Annotated in this window: 22 protein-coding genes; 13 read left to right on the top strand and 9 right to left on the bottom strand. The window is 45.1% G+C overall.

Annotated features, from left to right (window positions below; translation table 11 throughout):
- Positions 1–19: 19 nt before the first annotated feature.
- Genes DW015_RS04615 through DW015_RS04595 form a run of 5 tightly spaced genes read right to left on the bottom strand, consistent with a single transcriptional unit; the run spans position 20 to position 2,720 of the window.
- Positions 20–964 (bottom strand): ParB/RepB/Spo0J family partition protein, encoded by a 945-nt coding sequence (locus DW015_RS04615; RefSeq protein WP_022286503.1) that lies wholly within the window; start codon positions 962–964, stop codon positions 20–22.
- Entirely contained in the window at positions 961–1,305 is a 345-nt protein-coding gene (locus DW015_RS04610; RefSeq protein ID WP_002852006.1) for a hypothetical protein, read from the bottom strand. Before DW015_RS04610 ends, DW015_RS04615 begins: the two co-directional genes overlap by 4 nt.
- A complete protein-coding gene (locus DW015_RS04605; RefSeq protein ID WP_022286504.1) occupies positions 1,302–1,532 on the bottom strand; it encodes a hypothetical protein in 231 nt (76 codons plus the stop codon). The genes DW015_RS04610 and DW015_RS04605 overlap by 4 nt, the downstream gene beginning before the upstream one ends.
- The gene (locus DW015_RS04600; RefSeq protein WP_117904519.1) at positions 1,526–2,308 is read right to left on the bottom strand and encodes a ParA family protein; all 783 of its coding nucleotides are present in this window, start codon (positions 2,306–2,308) and stop codon (positions 1,526–1,528) included. The genes DW015_RS04605 and DW015_RS04600 overlap by 7 nt, the downstream gene beginning before the upstream one ends.
- 25 nt (positions 2,309–2,333) lie before the next feature.
- The gene (locus DW015_RS04595; RefSeq protein ID WP_022286506.1) at positions 2,334–2,720 is read right to left on the bottom strand and encodes a single-stranded DNA-binding protein; all 387 of its coding nucleotides are present in this window, start codon (positions 2,718–2,720) and stop codon (positions 2,334–2,336) included.
- A 231-nt stretch (positions 2,721–2,951) separates the two neighbouring features.
- On the opposite strand from DW015_RS04595, the gene DW015_RS04590 reads away from it, so the two are divergent.
- Positions 2,952–3,395: a hypothetical protein gene (locus DW015_RS04590; RefSeq protein WP_022286507.1), complete on the top strand. Its 444-nt coding sequence runs from the start codon at positions 2,952–2,954 to the stop codon at positions 3,393–3,395.
- 232 nt (positions 3,396–3,627) lie between these two features.
- Here the strand turns inward: DW015_RS04590 and DW015_RS04580 are convergent, their stop codons facing one another.
- Positions 3,628–5,031 carry a relaxase/mobilization nuclease domain-containing protein gene (locus DW015_RS04580; protein ID WP_022286509.1) on the bottom strand — a complete coding sequence of 468 codons (1,404 nt, stop codon included), beginning with the start codon at positions 5,029–5,031 and terminating at the stop codon, positions 3,628–3,630.
- Complete coding sequence (locus DW015_RS04575) at positions 4,980–5,324, bottom strand: MobC family plasmid mobilization relaxosome protein (RefSeq protein WP_022286510.1); 345 nt, start codon at positions 5,322–5,324, stop codon at positions 4,980–4,982. The genes DW015_RS04580 and DW015_RS04575 overlap by 52 nt, the downstream gene beginning before the upstream one ends.
- Before the next feature lie 398 nt (positions 5,325–5,722).
- On the opposite strand from DW015_RS04575, the gene DW015_RS04565 reads away from it, so the two are divergent.
- From DW015_RS04565 to DW015_RS04555, 3 genes are all read left to right on the top strand, one after another.
- Positions 5,723–6,409: a hypothetical protein gene (locus DW015_RS04565; RefSeq protein ID WP_117904515.1), complete on the top strand. Its 687-nt coding sequence runs from the start codon at positions 5,723–5,725 to the stop codon at positions 6,407–6,409.
- A gap of 116 nt (positions 6,410–6,525) precedes the next feature.
- Entirely contained in the window at positions 6,526–6,720 is a 195-nt protein-coding gene (locus tag DW015_RS04560) for a hypothetical protein (RefSeq protein ID WP_022286512.1), read from the top strand.
- Between the two features lie 112 nt (positions 6,721–6,832).
- A complete protein-coding gene (locus tag DW015_RS04555) occupies positions 6,833–7,369 on the top strand; it encodes a 3'-5' exonuclease (RefSeq protein ID WP_022286513.1) in 537 nt (178 codons plus the stop codon).
- Positions 7,370–7,417: 48 nt separating this feature from the next.
- On the opposite strand, the gene DW015_RS04550 is transcribed toward DW015_RS04555, so the two are convergent.
- Entirely contained in the window at positions 7,418–7,888 is a 471-nt protein-coding gene (locus DW015_RS04550) for a hypothetical protein (protein ID WP_022286514.1), read from the bottom strand.
- Between the two features lie 123 nt (positions 7,889–8,011).
- Between DW015_RS04550 and DW015_RS04545 the strand changes: the two genes are divergently transcribed.
- The 7 genes from DW015_RS04545 to DW015_RS04515 all read left to right on the top strand — a co-directional run bounded on the left by DW015_RS04545 (position 8,012) and on the right by DW015_RS04515 (position 13,843).
- Positions 8,012–8,203: a hypothetical protein gene (locus DW015_RS04545; RefSeq protein ID WP_022286515.1), complete on the top strand. Its 192-nt coding sequence runs from the start codon at positions 8,012–8,014 to the stop codon at positions 8,201–8,203.
- 816 nt (positions 8,204–9,019) lie between these two features.
- Positions 9,020–9,514, top strand: coding sequence for a helix-turn-helix transcriptional regulator (locus DW015_RS04540; protein WP_022286516.1), 495 nt, complete (start codon positions 9,020–9,022; stop codon positions 9,512–9,514).
- A complete protein-coding gene (locus tag DW015_RS04535; RefSeq protein WP_022286517.1) occupies positions 9,514–9,948 on the top strand; it encodes a hypothetical protein in 435 nt (144 codons plus the stop codon). The genes DW015_RS04540 and DW015_RS04535 overlap by 1 nt, the downstream gene beginning before the upstream one ends.
- A gap of 481 nt (positions 9,949–10,429) precedes the next feature.
- Positions 10,430–11,203 (top strand): phage antirepressor KilAC domain-containing protein, encoded by a 774-nt coding sequence (locus DW015_RS04530; RefSeq protein WP_117904512.1) that lies wholly within the window; start codon positions 10,430–10,432, stop codon positions 11,201–11,203.
- 243 nt (positions 11,204–11,446) lie between these two features.
- Entirely contained in the window at positions 11,447–11,671 is a 225-nt protein-coding gene (locus DW015_RS13360; RefSeq protein ID WP_022286519.1) for a helix-turn-helix domain-containing protein, read from the top strand.
- A gap of 128 nt (positions 11,672–11,799) precedes the next feature.
- Entirely contained in the window at positions 11,800–13,272 is a 1,473-nt protein-coding gene (locus tag DW015_RS04520; RefSeq protein ID WP_022286520.1) for a tyrosine-type recombinase/integrase, read from the top strand.
- A gap of 244 nt (positions 13,273–13,516) precedes the next feature.
- On the top strand, positions 13,517–13,843 hold the full coding sequence (locus DW015_RS04515) for a helix-turn-helix domain-containing protein (RefSeq protein WP_117904508.1): 327 nt from the start codon (positions 13,517–13,519) through the stop codon (positions 13,841–13,843).
- Between the two features lie 123 nt (positions 13,844–13,966).
- Here the strand turns inward: DW015_RS04515 and spoIIID are convergent, their stop codons facing one another.
- Positions 13,967–14,233 carry a sporulation transcriptional regulator SpoIIID gene (spoIIID, locus tag DW015_RS04510; RefSeq protein ID WP_038671255.1) on the bottom strand — a complete coding sequence of 89 codons (267 nt, stop codon included), beginning with the start codon at positions 14,231–14,233 and terminating at the stop codon, positions 13,967–13,969.
- A 209-nt stretch (positions 14,234–14,442) separates the two neighbouring features.
- Here spoIIID and DW015_RS04505 point away from each other — a divergent pair, with 209 nt between their 5' ends.
- Positions 14,443–16,029, top strand: a complete 1,587-nt coding sequence (locus DW015_RS04505; RefSeq protein ID WP_117904506.1) for an MBL fold metallo-hydrolase — start codon at positions 14,443–14,445, stop codon at positions 16,027–16,029.
- Positions 16,030–16,121: 92 nt separating this feature from the next.
- Entirely contained in the window at positions 16,122–17,057 is a 936-nt protein-coding gene (locus tag DW015_RS04500; protein WP_117904504.1) for a nucleoside kinase, read from the top strand.
- The last annotated feature ends 63 nt before the right edge of the window (positions 17,058–17,120 follow it).

Here is a 17,120-nt window from a genome sequence, read left to right as displayed (position 1 = left end):
GATTACTCTCCTTTATATTTCAGGTATTGTTCTTAAAATAGAATTCTAACGCTTTTTCGATAGTTTCAGTGATCTCTTTTGGTTTTGTACCCTCTGCGAAATACTTGGTATAGGCGTAGTTGCTGATTTTCACACTTTTGGGCTTCGGTGTCTGCTCACTATCATCACCGTAGATGATACTGTGAACAGTATAACGGTCGATATATCCGTCGCTTTCGGCTGATGCACGGAGCATCTTGGCGATTTTATAGTCGATCTTATCTTCAACAGCACACTCGGCAACAACAGCCTGCGTATCTTCCGACAGGAAAGAAAGCTCCACACCTGTTCTGATAGCAATATCTCCGCTGTCCACAAGGGCTTTCAGCTCATCGATCAGCTTGTTGATGCGGATAAGGCGGACAACAGAGCCTTTGCTCACGCCGTACTCCTTGCCGACACTCTCGCTTGTGTCTAACTTTGAACCCACTGGATTCAAGGTTGTGTCGCCACTGATCTCGGCATTGGGATTTTCAAGAAGTGTCAACTCACGGATAATATCATTACGCTTGCCCGGTGAGAACATCTTACTGTGTCTGCTTGCGACAACAGCCGCTTGTTCAGATATTTTCAGGTCTGAAAATGACCTTTGGATAAGGTTGCTTTCGATGACATACATCTCTGCCTCGTCCTCGGTCAAACCCGTCTTGACGATAGCTGGCACGGTGGGCAGTCCTGCGAGTTTTGAAGCGTTCCAGCGGTTGTGACCGATCAGGATCTCATAACCGCCCTCGATAGGCTGTACGATGATCGGAGACAACACACCATTTTCCTTGATGCTGGCGACCATATCCTCAAGGCGTTCGCCCGAATACAGCTCAAACTTGTGGTTGTGGTAGGGGTGAAGCTGATCGCACGGTATCTGCTGAATAGCGGTCTGCGGTGCGGAGAGCATTGTTCCCAGGTCAAACTGCGGTGTATTCATCGTTTCATCTTCCTTTCCATGTCCGCAAGCTGTTTGCGAAGCTCACGGTTGTCAATATCAAGCTCCATGATTCGCTTTTTCAGCTTCTTGATCGAAACATCGGCACGGACGATCATATCCGCAAACCGCAGGAGCGTGTATTTATATCTGCGCTGATTGTAGTGAAATTCGTAGCAGAGCTTTCCTGAGAGCCTGTCACGGCTCTCGGAAAGGCTTGCAAGCACTTCCTTTGAAGTCTCTGCGATGATCTTGCTGTGGTCGGTGCTGAAATACTCGTTCAGCTCACCATCGCCGTGGGGAGTGAAAAGCCACGGCATTTTGTCGGTGTCAAAGGGCTTCATGACTCGTCCTCCTCGTCATCATCTTCATCGGTGCAGTAGTCAAGCCCGTTCTGGAGCTGAATGTAGATGCCGGAGTAGCGGTCATGCTCTGCGCCGTCGCTGTTCATCATCGCTTCAAGGAAATAAGCCTGTGCTTCTTCACGGTCGTCCCACACCTTGACTTCGCCGTAGCATTTGGTAGTGACCTTGCGGTTGGGGTTCATTGCGAGTTCGGGGATATTTAACATCTTGAAAGCACCTCCTGAGCCAATTCATCATATTCCTGACCTAACTTGTGACCTGTGAGACAAAGCGGTGTGCCGTTCTCGGAGCTTTTCGCCGCTTCAATGGACTTGCTGATGCTTGTCCTGAACAGCATTTCGCCGTACTTCTCGTTGAGTGTTTCGATCGCCGTTCTGCTGACCTTTGTGCGGTCAACCATAGTCGGCAGCACTCCGATGAGGTTCAGCTTCGGGTTGGTGTTCGCTTTGACAAGCTGTGTAAGTGCTTCGAGGGACTGCAAGCCGTCCATACTGAACTTCTGTGTCTGCACGGGTATCAGCACTCTGTCCGCAGCGGTGAGAGCATTGATAAGGAGCGTTCCGAGGGACGGCAGGCAGTCGATCAGCACGAAGTCATACGCTCCGATCACATCTTCCGTGAGTATCCTGCGGAGAATATGCTCCTTTGAGATCATCGTGACCATGAGCGTTTCCGCATTGGCGAGGTTAATGTCGGCGGGAATGTAGTCCACTCCTGCGGCTTCGCTGTGGCGGATAGCTTTCTGAGCTGTCTCGGCGGTCACGGGAGTTCCTGCGTAGAATGACATGATAAGCTGTGTCATGGTCGGGTTGCCGTCCGGCTCGTATTTCAGGTACTCGGAGAGATTTGCCTGCGGATCGAAGTCGATGAGAAGCACCTTCTTATCGTGTTTCAGGTCAAGGCAAGCTCCGAGATTATAGGCTGTGGTCGATTTGCCGACTCCGCCTTTCTGATTGCTGATTGCGATGATAGTCGTTTCCATTTTCTTATCCTCCTGTGATTTTGGCTCAGAACAGCGGATCGTCCTCTGTTCCTGCGTATGGGTTGCCGTTATCGGTCGGTGTGGTGTTCTCCTGCTTCTTCTTACCGCCTGAGAAGTGGATCTCCTCGACCTTGACCTCGATAGCCGAACGCTTCTGACCGTCCTTTTCATAGCGGTTGATGTGGACTGCACCGACAAGCGTTACCATATCGCCCTTGCCGAACCAATCGACTACCACATCAGCGTTGCGATTCCATGCGGTGCAGTCGAAGAAGTCTGTCTGTGCCTTCTCCTCGCCCTTACGCTTCGGGCGTTCGCAGGCAATGGTGAACTTGCAGAGGCGGTTATCGCCAACGGTCTTGATTTCGGGATCGGCAGTCAGTCTGCCGGCTACCATGAACTTGTTTAACATAGGATTTACCTTCCTTTCGTGGTCTGTGGTGTTTCGTGTTCCTGTTGTGCTTTTATTATACTATGCAATATCCCTATTGTCAAGTATAATTTTCAGAAGTTTTTGAATTTCGGCAATGCGCAGCAAATTATCTGATTTCCCCAGTGCAGCTTCACTATATTTTCGATTATACTTGACATATCCCCACTAATGTGATAGAATAGCTGTAATAACCGATCAAGGGGTGATCTGATGTATAAGCACACTTGCCAGATCTGCGGAATGGAGTTTGAGTCTCCGTCAAGCAGAGCGAAATACTGCATCTACTGCCGTGACAAGGCTCAGGTCATGCGGAACAGGGCATACAAGGAGAAGAAGCAAGCCGGAGAAGCTGTTGCGATCGGCAGCGAACAGGTCTGCTCTATCTGTGGAAAGCCTTATAAGGTGACGGCTGGCTCTCAGAAGTATTGTAAGGAATGCCAGCAGAAGCAGGCTCGTTCCAAGAAAATATCCTCAAACGCTCAGTATGCCAAAGCGAATTACAAAACGCTGAAGCTGTATGTGTCCGCCGAGGAGCGTGATGCGATCAAGGCTTATGCGGAATCGCTCGGTATGAGCGTGAATAAGCTATTACTCACGGCGTTGGAGACTTTCAAAGAGTTGCAAAAGGAGAAGAAGCAAAATGAATCTGATTAAAAAACGAGTATCTTATAAATCGTCAAAAGATGGTAGTATCGAATATGGAGATTTATACAAGGCTATTCCTCAAGAACTGTATAATAGCTCTATTTTGGATTGTGTTATAGTTCGGTGCAATGAGTGCAATGAAATCGTAACTTATTGCAAAGAAATATATGACTTTCGCTTGAATGAAAAAAAGGGTTACTGCTTTTGCCCAGAATGTGCTAAGATTCTATTTAACATTTAATCACTCTAAATCCCCATTCTTTTTACGCTTGCGATCTTGCTGCTGCTCGCTGCGTTCCTGACGGAGAAATTCCTCAATGGTACGCTGTGCGTCGGCAAGGTCACGCGCCCGTTTATCTTCCTCACGAAACTGCATATCTTTCTGTGAACGCCCTTGCATAAGGGCGTTTATTTTTTGCTCCAAGCTCTCCACGGTCGGGATATGACCGGACGGGTAAAGCTCCAACACCTGAGCGCGGACTTTCCCGTATTCGTTCAGGTCATAGCTGTGGTCTTTGCGGTACTTCTTCGCAGCCAGACCGCTGAGAGTTTTCAGCTCCTCGGCGCACCTTTTGAACTTGCGGTACTGCCGCAGGACTTTCAGCTTGAATTTGAGATCGTCTATCTCCGTGTTCATGGTGTTCAGCTCGGAGAGAAGTGTTCGGCTGTGAGCATAGGTAGAGATAGCTTCACTGCGAAGATTTTCAGGCTCGATACCATACTCAGCGATCACATTCTTAGCAATACTGGCGAGCTTCATATTGCCACGGTCGATAGCGTCCTGAATAAACTTGTTCAGGGGCTTCTTCGTGATAACTCTGATCTTTGACCTCGGCACATAGATCATAACGCCCTTGTTCTGCTCAATACGCTGCCTGATCTGCTTTGTCTCGTAGAACCAGCCGAGTGTTCGGGCGCGTGTAAACTTGGCTCTCGGATTGCGTTCCTTCTGCTCGGCAAGCATAAATTTCAGGTCGATCTTGTGGTCGGGATTATACTCGACAAACACACCGAAATCGGCGCACTTCCTGAGAAAATCATCGAAGTCCTCGCTGACCTTGATGACCTGATCTATCGTGTATTTCAGCTTTGCCTTCCACGATAATCCCTGACGGTTCATATCCCATTCCCAATGGCTCTTGCCTTTACCCATTTCGGGGTGTTCGACTACGGAGAGATGATGCCGCCGGCATACCTCGTCTGCAAGGGTACGGAGCTTGTTGTATGACCTGTCTTTCTCTGTAAATCTGCGGTTCTCCAATGTCTCAAAAGTAAGCCCATTGATGAGGTTCGTATTATTGAAGATACAATGCAGATGAACATGACCTTTATCGGTATGGACTGCGAGATAGTATTGGTACTGATCTTTAAGGTATTTTTCGCACATTTCCTTGCCGATCTCCATAGCTCTTTCGGGAGTAACCTCCCCAGGCTTGAACGACATAATGAAGTGCTGGGCAATGACGGTGCTTCTGCCTGTACCTGTTGCTGTGACTTCAGCAAATTCTTTGGCAGCCTTGCTGGGTTCACGACTGCACATAAAGGTGCTGATCAGTCTGCCGTTGTCGGTCTTGGCAGCGGCAGCAATGTAGGCTATTGCTGAACCGACCGTAGCTGTGATTGGAAATATCTTAGTTGTTGCCATATCTTCTCAACTCCGTCCTTGATATTATCCATATCCTCACGGTAAACCTTGTCGGTACTGTTCACACGAACCGCTATCTGATTCACATTGTTGGAAATACTGCGGACAAGCCGTAACAATTCCTGCATATCCTCGGTGCTGAATTTCACGATAAGTGTATCAAAGAATGCGATACGCATAAACTCACTTTTAGACTTATAACCGCTGAGCCTGAACTTCTGCTCAAGGAAGTCGTATTCTTCCTGTGTCAACCGTACCTGAACGCTCCGTGTTCTCTTTATTTTATCTTTCATTCTCTCTCCTTTCTTTTCAGGGTTTTAGGGGCGGAAGCCCTCTGACAAGCATCTGCATTGAAAGTCACTCAAATCTCAATTTGTAGTGCATCAATGCCGTGCTTGCTAATTTTGAAACCGCCCTGATCGGGCGTTTTTCAAATTGAACCTGCGGCTCTCGGATTTTTCCTGCTTTGCTCAGGAATTGGAGCTGTGCGACTGAGCAAACATACCCCTTCACCTTACTACCGACATTTTCGGATTTTTGGGAAAGAAAAATCGAAATGTTCACAAAAAGTTTACAATTGACTATACTATAAAAATAGGGAGAACTATCCTGCATCCCAATAACTACTTTCCCTCAAAGCTTGACACTCAAAGATATACCGTGATATAATGAGGAAAAGGGGCTGAGATTTATGGCAGGTATGCGGTTCACGATCAGGTCTGAGGCTGACCTAATAAAAGCGATAAACAAGTACGGGTTTCTGCCGTTCTTCCGAAACAGTATCGAGGGCTTTTCCATAGAGGAGCATATAGCTCCTGAGCATTGGTATTATTCCGACAGCGCACAGTGGGATGCTTGGGACTGGAAAGGTCCGGTCATACAGAAAACAGGCTGTGCCTATGGAAAGTTTTTTGAACACAAGGCGGTATACATCAGCCGTGATTGGTTTCCGGACTTTGCAAACTATCGTCGTGACGGTTATGATTTCGATGCAAGGTATGATGAAGGGCTTGCAAAACATACTGACAAGGTGCTGTATGATCTGCTTGACAGTCATGCTCCCGTTATATCCAAAGAACTCAAACAGCTCGGAGATTACCGCAAGGGCGGCAATAAAGGTTTTGATACCTCTATCACAAGATTGCAGGAGCAATGCTATGTGATCACAAGCAACTTCATATACATGACCGACAAGCACGGGCAACACTACGGTTGGGGCGTAGCTGAATACTCAACTCCCGAAAAATTTATGGGAGCCGCCTTTACCGATAAAGTCTATCAGCGAGAGCCGGAAGAATCCTATCAGCTTATCTTTGAACATCTGCGGAAGGTTCTGCCCCATGCAAGTGATGAACAGATAAAGAAGATATTGAAATAGAAAAAGAGCTGCACAGCTTTTGTGCAGCCCGATGAATAAACCTCCTGATTCTTGACACTCAAACTCCATTGTAGTATAATAGAGCAAGTGTGTGAAATCAGTAGGAGGTTATTACTATGATGGATTCAATTACAGTCGGTGCTAAGATCAAGATGACAGATACAGTCACCAGCGATTATCCTGTCGGCTCGACGGCGACGATTATTTACATAGACGAGATGGACAATGTTTTTATAGAATGGACAGATGGCAAGCTGTCCAAGTTCTCAGATAAACAGCTATTGAATGGCTTTGAGAAAACAGGTGCATAAAAGGTAGGCAGTCGGCAGCGATGTCGGCTGTTTTTCTTTTCCTGCCGATTGACCTTTTTCCGGCGGTATGGTATAATTATCCTAAGAGCTGATGCAAAAGGAGTGATGTATCATGGCAGTCTATATCGTATTCGACGTTGAAACGCCCAATCACGCAAATGACCGTATGAGTGCGATAGGCATTACTGCGGTCAGGGATAACAAGATTGCGGCAAATTACTTTTCGCTCGTTGATCCCGAAACACACTTCGATTATTTCAATACGCAGCTCACGGGCATAGATGCTGAGAAAGTCAAGGGCGCTCCGAATTTCGCAGAGCTTTGGAAGAAGATAGAGCCGATCATGAGCAAGGGTATCCTTGTTGCCCATAATGCTGTATTTGATATGAGCGTCCTCCGTGCGTGTCTGCGGAGTTACGGTATCAAATGGAAACCGTCTGCGGAATACCTGTGTACGGTCCAGATCGGCAGGCGTGTTCTTCCTGATATGAAGCATAACCTCAATGTAATGTGCGATCACTACGGTATCGCCCTGAATCATCATCAGGCGGACAGCGATGCCCGTGCCTGTGCGGAGATACTGCTGAAGTATATGGAAAGCGGCGTAGATGTCAATAAGTATGTAAAAAAATACTCCCTTACACCATAAAGCTGTGGTAATATATGTGCTTCCGAAGGACGGCTATGCCGTCCTTTTTCAGTTATCTCCAAGGTTTATGATGTGTTTCCCTTGCTTTTCAGCATACTGCATCGTCTTGTAAGCTCCGCCGCTGTTACGCTGAATACAGCAGACTATAAGATCTGATCGGTCTACAAGATTTCTGTTCCTGATCTGAATAGCTGACTTCGGGTGAGCATTTGCGGACTCCGCACATATCTCGACTTCATCATAGTAGCCGAGATATTCCTGTTCATTGTCACGGTATTCTGCTTTCATATATGGCAGAACCAGCGTAAAATGAGTATTACCATATCCGTACTGACGGACAGCTCTTTTAATGGCAGCAGAAGCAAGAAGGTCAAATTCTCCGTCCCTTCCTATGAGAAAGTCGATATACTCCTTCTGCCTGATAAGGTCGTACAAGAGTTTATCAAGAGCGTTCTCTATTTCTGATACTCGCTCGATGCTTCGATGCCCGAAAAAACTAACGGTGTAGATACTCAGCATATCGCTCATACTCCTTTGAAAACAGTATATACTAAGTATAACATGGTATCAATGTGGTGTCAATGTGACTGCATACAAAAGAAAGCTAAAGTGGTATGATAATAGTGAAAGTGAGGTATCGCTATGGCTATTATAAAAACATCGTTTACGCTTCGACTGGCTCTGATTGACCACGCAAAGATTAAGAAGATCGCTGAATCGCAGAATCGCTCCATTAACAACATGATTGAAACGCTTGTGAAGGATGCAATAAAGGAATATGAAAAGGAAAATGGAGAGATCAAACTTACTGATGAAGATATTATCGGTGAATGAGCGCTCCTTCCATTATGACAGACTTTGATCCCAATGGGTTCAAAGTAACCATTTGACGAGAGAGCTGTTGGGGAACGGCTCTTTTCTTATAATTACTGATTATATCCGGTTATCCGGTGTAATATATATCAGACAAGCATACAAACTCGGCTTTTGTTTGTTCCTATGCAGTACCATACAGAACAGATCGGATATTTCGATTAAAATGGAGGTGATAGCTGTGTACCGGACAATAACAATAGATGATAGTCTGCAATGATTGCCTTGCGGATTTCTTCTTTGCTGTAACAAATGCTGAGATTGTATGCCCATTGCATACAGCTTAAAGGCGGTCTGAGCAGATCAGACCGTTTTTTCTATGCCTGTTTGTGATAGAATGATGAAACTTCGCCTTGTAAGATGAAAAGTAGGTGAAATCGTTCCCGTTTGGAATATTATCAAAAAGGATAAAAAAGCCTTAATAAATCTATGCTTTTATCATCTTGCGGTTTATGGGAGGAGTGTAGGTCGGCTATCAGAAAACGGCGAAATACGGTGCTTTTGAATATGTGACCGTTCCCATTCGGGAACGCCTGACTACTGGCTTTTTCGCAGCTTATGGTTTATAATGATAGGGTACGCAGTCCATCATAGGACTAATTCTCTATACGGTGAACCTAAATGCGCGATAGGGTTACTCGATCACTGTATGGACAACTGAATAATGAGCGATCAAATGAACGAGTAATGTTTGATTGTCGGACGGATTATACCGAATGGCAGGATAACTATGTTCATTTGAGTATCTCCGTCCGACGGAAAGGACGGAGATTTCTTATGAGTAGTAATATTCTGATTCCTCGTATCGCTTTATTCAGCGAAATTGAAGAACCTCTCGATTATAAGGTGTTCGTGTATGGTACGAAAAACTCCCTTATGATCGACGCAGACACCTTTGGTGATGCACTTGCCCGTTACCTGAAAGAGTACAACATCAGCTATGATATGTTTGCCCGAATGACAGGCATCGGAAAAGGCTCTATTTCTCGTTATCTGAAAAATACCCGTCAGATCGGGCAGAAATACCTCTGTGCCGTATGTATCGCACTCAGGCTTCACCCTCTCCGGCGCGAGTATTTGTTTTCCAAGTCTGACAATGTTATTCCGGGTACTTATGGTTACAACGGTCTGGCAGCTCATATCATCAGAAACTATCTTGACGGCTGTGCATTCAGTGAAAAGTACACGCTTGAAGCTTGTAATAAGCGCCTGATTGAAATCAAGGCAAAGCCTCTTACAAAGCTGACCTCTATTACGGAGGGCAGCAAGTAATGGCGAGATTCATCTATATGCACCTCGGTGATGATATTCCAAAGAGAATAGAAAAGGAATACAACAAGATGCTCCGCAGGGAGAAGTACCTCGAAGAACGTGATGCGGAGTTCATGGCGCAGTCAACCGACTATGACAGAGTTCTTGAAGCGATACCCGATCCTGCAAGTCTCCCCATAAATTTGCTTGCTGAGGAGAACAGGAGAAGAAAAGACGCACGGCTTGACTATCTGCCCATCGCTTTGGAGAAACTGCGTCTCGATTTTCCGGAGGGATATAATGTGATCATCGACTATTTCTACTGCACAGAAAAGGTCACATTAACGGAACTCGCCACCAGATACGGTACTACGATAGATATTGTCAGATACAAAATCACAATTGCAAAAAAGAAACTCAAAGAGTATATCATCTTGCACGAAAATAACGGCTAAGAAATGTGCATAATGCCGATTTTTCTTTTTTGAAGAAAGAAATTTGCGAAAATCTTTCCCAAAAACGCAAATTTATCGGTAGTAAGGTGAAGGGGTTCGGCGGAGCAGACACCGAATGCCCCTCAAGTTCCTCCTTTCTTTTCATTGGAAAGGGTTATGTAGAGCTGAGAGGACGGCGCAGCTTCTTTGTCCATTTTCAGGCTGTGCCGTTCCCAAAGGCTCACATTCTTCTATCTCTATCTATGGTAAGCATAATATAGACTCCTTTCACTAAGACAGCAGAGATGCTGTCGGGAGAGCCTGAGCTACAGCTTGGGTTCTGCCAAAAACATCTCTGAATATGCTTGTTCCATTTCTCCTATTTTCAATTAGACAGCAATGCTGTCGCTCCTGCGACGGGGACGGATTCCGTTCCCGTCAATTGCAGGAGTTCTTTTACAGACACAAAAACACCGACAAGAAAGAGAGAGGGTGTTCTAATATGAATGAGATTTCAATCGCTGTGAGATACAACAACGATATGCGTACCGTCAGCGGACGGGAGCTTCATAAAGTTCTGAATGTCAGGACGCAGTATTCAATGTGGTTCGACAGAATGCGTGAATACGGATTTATCGAAAATACGGACTTTTTCACGGTAACCAAAAATGTGTACCGTGAAGATGGCAGACCAATGCCGCAGAAACAGATTGACCATAACCTGACCATTGATATGGCAAAGGAGCTGTGTATGATACAGCGTACCGAGATCGGTAATCGCTGCCGCAAATACTTCCTGAACCTTGAAAGACAATGGAACAGTCCCGATGCTGTTATGGCGAGGGCGTTACAAATTGCAGACCAGAAACTGGAGCTTGCAAATCAGCAGAATAATAATCTGATTGAAACAACCGCTGTTCAGGCGAAACAGATAGAAGTCATGAAGCCGAAAGCCGACTATTGCGATATGGTACTGCACTCCGAAGGGCTTATGCCCATAAGTACCATTGCGAAGGACTACGGCAAGTCGGCAATATGGCTGAACAAGTGGCTTCACGAACACGGTATCCAGTATAAGCAGGGACAGGTATGGCTTCCGTATCAGAAATATGCAGACAGAGGATATATGAAATCAAAGACACACACTGTTTATGATAAGAATGGTGATCTTACTGCCAAAGTCCATTCATATTGGACGCAGCAGGGCCGTATATTCGTCTATCATCAGTTAAAGAAAGAGGGCATCCTGCCCCTGATCGAGCAGGACGATAGCTGAAATGCTGTCGGGAGTATCCGAAATTCGGGTACTGCCTACGGTGCTTCGCACACACCTCCTTGTTTTATTCGGCGGCTGATGTGCCGTCGGGAGCTACTACTCCTCGGAGTAGGGGCTGCCAACAGTACATCAATCTTTGGACATAAAAATAACCGACAGACGATGTATTACAGTATCTTGAAAACTGAATATGAAACATCAACGCTATTATGTTTTCTTTTTCTCCTGAGAGGAGGATCATCTATGGCGATAAGTGCAGATAAGAAGGATATAACCAACAAACTGCGTAAATATCCACCAGTTCTGACTGTAAAGGAAGTATGTGAGATTTTGAAGTTCAGGCCTACCAAAGTATATGGTATGATAAGCAACGGAGAGATAAAGCGCATAGATCATATCGGTCGGCATATCAGGATATTAAAAGCAGATTTGATCGACTTCTTAATTGCGCACAAAAACAACGGTTAAAATCCGGTCACAGCGCCGAAAACAGAGAATTGCGGTCACATAGTCTTGCATTATATTTGGTTCTGCGCTATAATGATAGAGTCAACAGCAGACTTCTACCGCTTTCAAATCGAAGGAGGATCATTATAATGAAAGCAAGTCTGCCTTATAAGTATATCACTTCCGTGAAGAACGGAAAACAGTATGTTGTTTTTGACTACAAGGACAGCGCAGGAAAGCGTAAGCGTAAATGGGTGAACACGGAACTTCCTGAGAAATGCACAAAGAAGGCTCTGAAAGAAGCGGTCGATCAGATCGTGGCAGAGTTTGACGAGCAGTTCAGAACGGGAACGATCGGTAAGACAAAAGCGAAATCTGCGGTGGATGTGCCGTATGCAGTTATGACGGAATCTGCTCCCGAAGCAAAGATGAAGCTGAGTGCCTATATCGACGAGTGGCTTACAGCAGTCAGACCGAACCTTGCCCGTACTACATTCAATTCGTACAAGAATTCCAACAAGCGTTTTGTAGAGTACCTCGATGAGCATTATCCCGATTTGACTCTTGGCACACTGAGATATACTCACGTTCAGGAGTTCCTCAATCACAAGCTCGATGAGGGGCGCAAGGGTAGCTGTGCAAAGCAGTATTATCTTGCAATTCACTCTGCTTTGGCGTATGCTGTTAAAATGGAATATATCCCGATACACCCTATGGACAAACTTGTCGTGCCGAGAGCAGATCGTTATGAAGCTACCTTTTATAATAAGGACGAGCTGAATACACTGTTCGAGACATTCAAAAATGATAAACTTGAGCTGATCGTGCATATCGCAGCCTACTACGGTCTGCGTAGAAGCGAGGTGCTTGGTCTGCGGTGGGACGCTATCGACTTCACCAATAAGACGATCACCATTCAGCGTAAGGTTATCAGTGACTATGACGAGGACGGTCACAGAAAGCTCTATGTGGAGAACAGGCTGAAAACCAATTCCACAAGAAGAACGCTCCCTCTGATACCGCACATCGAAAAGATGCTGTTGGATAAGAAGGAGCTTGAAGCTCACTTCAAGAAGATCAGCGGTAAATCATTCGATAAGGAGTTTGAAGGCTTCATCTGCCGTGACAACTTCGGAAAGTTAATCTCACCTGAGTATGTGACAACCCGTTTTCACTATGTCATTACCAAAGCTGGACTCCGTCATCTGCGTTTCCATGATTTGCGACATTCATGTGCGAGCTTATTGCTTGCGAATGATGTTCCGATGAAAGCAATCCAGGAATGGCTCGGACATAGCAACTATACAATTACGGCGAATCTTTATAGTCATTTGGAGTATAACGCTAAAGTCATTTCTGCGGAGACTATTGCAAGGGTGCTTGGCGGTGAAGCTGAAACAGAAGAACAGAAAAAAGTCACTGCTGAAACTGTTGAACCTGCACCTGAGAAGAAACCGGCACGAAAGAAGTCGGCAGCAAAAAAGACTGCGGACAAGAAATCCGCAAGCGTAAGGTCTACATCAAAAACAGCAGAAAAGCCTTCACCTAAAAAGTCAGGTGGTAGAAAAAAGAAAAGCGAAACACCCAAAGCTACGGGTGAATCACAAGTGTCAACATTATAAAATATAATATCGAAAAATGGATAGCGAGAAAAAGAGAACGAAAAAGAGCGATTTTGGTAGAAAAGTTGGTAGAAAAAAAGTGAGTTTCGACAATATATTCATCTACCACGAAAGCTGGTAAAGCCCATCAATACGCTGTTTGAGGGAAGAAAATATGGATTTGTTCATATAATCTCATTGACTAAATCAGCACTATATGCTATAATGAATGTAACATTCTAAATGAAACTATTGAGGTGATAATATGCTGAGAAAAGAAGATCTGCCTGAATGTCCTATAGCAACAACTGTGCAGCTTATCGGCAACAAGTGGAAACTGCTTATCCTGCGCAATTTGCGTATGCGTCCATGGCGGTTTAATGAGCTTCAAAAGTCACTGACAGGTATAAGTCAGAAGGTGCTTACGGAAAATCTCCGTGCAATGGAATCAGACGGGATAATCGTTCGCACTGTTTATGCAGAAGTGCCGCCGAGAGTAAAGTATTCGCTAAGCGACCTTGGCGAGACCATGCGTCCTATTTTAGACGCTATGGAGAAGTGGGGAAATGAATATAAGGCATCATTTAATTGAATTATAATAATATACAGAATAAGTAAAAGCAAAAGACTGCATATCGACCTTAAAATGGTCGTAATGCAGTCTTTTGTTGTAAGATCAAATTGTAAATTTAAAAATGCTAGCTTTTTACGCCTGTTATTTTACAGCCTTTTTGAACTGCTGTTCATATTTATGCTTGGTCGCTATTCCGCCTCTTATATGTCTTTCACGTTTGTTTTCCTCAAGGACCTCTTTTACGCTTTTGAAAAGCTGAGGAGAGATTTTCGGCAGACGTTCTGTCAGATCCTTATGTACTGTGGATTTGCTTATGCCAAATTCCTTTGCCGCACAGCGTACCGTGGCTCTGTGTGCCGCAACATATTCTCCAAGCAGCACACATCGTTCCTTTTCGGATCCATTCATTGTTCACACCCCATTAAATTTTTCTGTAGTAATCTATATGCTGTTGCTTACCTCATTATTACTTGACGTTCTTTCAGACTTTACAAAATAATTGCCGATAATCAAATATTTTTATGCAAAATGCTTGAAATCACACTTGGAATGTGCTATAATGTAAGTGTGATGGAGATACTGTCACAGAATATGAACGAAACGAGGGGATAAGGGCAATGAAACTTAATTTTATCGGTGCAACACATGAGGTAACGGGAAGCTGTACATATATAGAAGCCTGCGGAAAGAGATTTCTGGTGGATTTCGGAATGGAGCAGGGCGTTGACTATTTTGAAAATGCGAAGATACCTTGTCCTCCTGGAAATATAGATTTTGTATTGCTGACTCATGCTCATATAGATCATTCAGGTCTGCTTCCACTGTTGGCGGCAGGCGGCTTTGCTGGACAGATACACGCAACTGAGGCCACTTGTAATTTATGTGAGATAATGCTGAGAGATTCAGCGCATATTCAGGAGTTTGAAGCAGAGTGGAGAAGCAGAAAGGGCAAACGTAAGGGTACAGGCGAGGTGTCGCCACTCTATACTATGGCAGACGCAGAGGCGGCTATTGCCTGCCTTTGCCCACACCCATACAGTGAGGTGACGGAGATATCCGAGGGCATAAAAGTGCGTTTTATCGACGCAGGTCACTTGCTTGGTTCATCAAGCATCGAGATATGGCTCACAGAGAACGGCGAAGAACGTAAGATAGTATTTTCGGGAGATATAGGAAACCTTGACCAACCTCTTATCAGAGATCCGCAGTATATAACGGAGGCAGATTATGTTGTAATGGAGTCCACATACGGTAACCGTCGCCATGATAAGCCGAAGGACTATGCAAAGAGTCTTGCAAAGGTCATTCAAAAGACCTTTGATAGGGGAGGAAACCTTGTTATACCGTCATTCGCAGTAGGCAGAACACAGGAACTACTGTATTTTATAAGGCATATCAAGGCGGAGAATATGGTGACTGGTCATGGGGATTTTCCTGTGTATGTGGATTCTCCACTTGCTATTGAGGCAACGCAGATATTCAACAAAAACAAAAATTCATGCTTTGACGAGGAGGCAATGTCCTATGTGAACAAGGGCATAAATCCTATCACTTTCAGCGGACTTAATATCGCTGTCACAAGTGACGAGTCAAGAGCCATAAACTTTATCGACACACCTAAGATAGTAATTTCCGCAAGCGGTATGTGCGAGGCGGGCAGAATAAAACACCACCTCAAGCACAATTTGTGGAAACCTGAAAACACCATACTTTTTGTGGGCTATCAGGCTATGAATACCCTTGGAAGAAGTCTTGTGGAGGGTGCAAAAACGGCAAAGCTTTTCGGCGAGGAAGTCGTTGTCAGGGCTGAGATACTGGTGCTGCCAGGCGTGAGCGGTCATGCTGACGTTGACGGTCTGGACAGGTGGATAAAAAGCTATGAAAAGCCGCCTAAGAAAGTCTTTGTCAACCACGGCGAGGATTCAGTTGCCGAGGCGTATAAGGATCATTTGCGTAACGATTTCGGGCTTAACGCCTTTGCACCTTACAGCGGTGCGGAGCTTGACCTTATAAGCGGCGAGTTCAAAAACACGACCCCTATAAAGATAGTCAAGAAGACAGGTGCGTCCCCTAACTATCAGCGTCTGCTCAGCGCTCTTGACAGGCTGACGGCTTTGGTAAACAAAAGCTCAGGTCTTACAAACAAAGACCTTGCAAAGCTCACTGATACCATAAATAATATCTGTGCAAAGTGGAACGATTAGCTTTTGCTGCACATATAATATGAGATACAGGGCAACACTGCACGCTTTATGTGTGGTGTTGCCTGACGCATACGAAAGGAACAAACCACACAATGAAAAAGATACACGTCAGTGCTATAAACAGAAAGGTCAGAGATGACGAAAAGCTTTTTGTTGAAGAGTGCGACAGAAAATATAATGAAAAGCTCGTTGCCATTGCAGACAGCATCGAGGAGCATCAAAAGGAGAAGCCTATATTGCTTTTGGCAGGTCCGTCAGGGGCGGGCAAGACCACAACAGCGTTGAAAATAGAGGAAATACTTGACAGCAGGGGGATACACACCCACACTATCTCTATGGACGATTATTTTCTGCCTTCTGACAGCTTCACCGCTGTTATAGGAGATGACGGCAAGCCTGACTATGAATCTCCTGACAGAATAGACCGAAAGCTTCTTTATGAGCATATGGAAAAGATAAACAGCGGTGATGAAGTCGTTCTGCCGAAGTTTGAATTTTCAGAACAATGCAGGCGTGACGGAGAAAGACTCAGACGAAACAAAAACGACATAGTTGTTTTTGAGGGTATCCATGCGCTTAACCCGGAGGTCACAGGTGCGGCTGGGGATTATGCAAGATGTATGTATGTCAGTGTAAGAAGCAGACTCGAATTGAAAGACGGTGAGCTTCTGCATCCTTGCTATATCAGGCTTATGCGCAGACTCATAAGGGACGGATTTTTTCGTGGCAGAAGTGCAGCGGAAACACTGGATATGTTCGACAGCGTTGAGGCTGGCGAGAACAAGTATATAATGCCATACAAGCACAGGGCTGAGTTTTCAGTGGATACTTTTCACGCTTATGAGCCTGCCTTGTATAAGAACTATCTTTTGGATACACTGCGACGTGAGAGCAGGAGCTATAAGGATTTTGAACGCTTTTTGCCTATGCTAAAAGCCCTTGAGGAGATAGAGCCGGTGATGCTCGAAAATGTGCCTGTAAATTCCCTTGCAAGGGAGTTTGTAGGTGAGAGCAGCTATAGATACTAAGACGATAAAACGCCGTCGGAAAGGGACGGCGTTTTGCTATGCTTGCTTGACTTTTTTTATAAA

The organism is Ruminococcus sp. AF37-20 (genome assembly GCF_003460465.1).
GTDB lineage: Bacteria > Bacillota > Clostridia > Oscillospirales > Ruminococcaceae > Hominimerdicola > Hominimerdicola aceti.
Note: the sequence above shows the minus strand (reverse complement) of the source record. Positions and strands in the feature narration are given on the sequence as shown.

Bases quoted from the DNA above. Each gene is read 5' to 3' on its own strand.
- DW015_RS04545 (WP_022286515.1), top strand. From the start codon at position 8,012: ATGGCTATTATAAAAACATCGTTTACGCTTCGACTGGCTCTGATTGAC.
- DW015_RS04615 (WP_022286503.1), bottom strand. From the start codon at position 964: ATGAATACACCGCAGTTTGACCTGGGAACAATGCTCTCCGCACCGCAG.
- DW015_RS04540 (WP_022286516.1), top strand. From the start codon at position 9,020: ATGAGTAGTAATATTCTGATTCCTCGTATCGCTTTATTCAGCGAAATT.
- DW015_RS04535 (WP_022286517.1), top strand. From the start codon at position 9,514: ATGGCGAGATTCATCTATATGCACCTCGGTGATGATATTCCAAAGAGA.
- DW015_RS04560 (WP_022286512.1), top strand. From the start codon at position 6,526: ATGATGGATTCAATTACAGTCGGTGCTAAGATCAAGATGACAGATACA.
- spoIIID (WP_038671255.1), bottom strand. From the start codon at position 14,233: ATGAATGGATCCGAAAAGGAACGATGTGTGCTGCTTGGAGAATATGTT.
- DW015_RS04520 (WP_022286520.1), top strand. From the start codon at position 11,800: ATGAAAGCAAGTCTGCCTTATAAGTATATCACTTCCGTGAAGAACGGA.
- DW015_RS04600 (WP_117904519.1), bottom strand. From the start codon at position 2,308: ATGGAAACGACTATCATCGCAATCAGCAATCAGAAAGGCGGAGTCGGC.
- DW015_RS04515 (WP_117904508.1), top strand. From the start codon at position 13,517: ATGCTGAGAAAAGAAGATCTGCCTGAATGTCCTATAGCAACAACTGTG.
- DW015_RS13360 (WP_022286519.1), top strand. From the start codon at position 11,447: ATGGCGATAAGTGCAGATAAGAAGGATATAACCAACAAACTGCGTAAA.
- DW015_RS04575 (WP_022286510.1), bottom strand. From the start codon at position 5,324: ATGAAAGATAAAATAAAGAGAACACGGAGCGTTCAGGTACGGTTGACA.
- DW015_RS04605 (WP_022286504.1), bottom strand. From the start codon at position 1,532: ATGTTAAATATCCCCGAACTCGCAATGAACCCCAACCGCAAGGTCACT.
- DW015_RS04550 (WP_022286514.1), bottom strand. From the start codon at position 7,888: ATGCTGAGTATCTACACCGTTAGTTTTTTCGGGCATCGAAGCATCGAG.
- DW015_RS04565 (WP_117904515.1), top strand. From the start codon at position 5,723: ATGGCAGGTATGCGGTTCACGATCAGGTCTGAGGCTGACCTAATAAAA.
- DW015_RS04580 (WP_022286509.1), bottom strand. From the start codon at position 5,031: ATGGCAACAACTAAGATATTTCCAATCACAGCTACGGTCGGTTCAGCA.
- DW015_RS04595 (WP_022286506.1), bottom strand. From the start codon at position 2,720: ATGTTAAACAAGTTCATGGTAGCCGGCAGACTGACTGCCGATCCCGAA.
- DW015_RS04500 (WP_117904504.1), top strand. From the start codon at position 16,122: ATGAAAAAGATACACGTCAGTGCTATAAACAGAAAGGTCAGAGATGAC.
- DW015_RS04590 (WP_022286507.1), top strand. From the start codon at position 2,952: ATGTATAAGCACACTTGCCAGATCTGCGGAATGGAGTTTGAGTCTCCG.
- DW015_RS04610 (WP_002852006.1), bottom strand. From the start codon at position 1,305: ATGAAGCCCTTTGACACCGACAAAATGCCGTGGCTTTTCACTCCCCAC.
- DW015_RS04555 (WP_022286513.1), top strand. From the start codon at position 6,833: ATGGCAGTCTATATCGTATTCGACGTTGAAACGCCCAATCACGCAAAT.
- DW015_RS04530 (WP_117904512.1), top strand. From the start codon at position 10,430: ATGAATGAGATTTCAATCGCTGTGAGATACAACAACGATATGCGTACC.
- DW015_RS04505 (WP_117904506.1), top strand. From the start codon at position 14,443: ATGAAACTTAATTTTATCGGTGCAACACATGAGGTAACGGGAAGCTGT.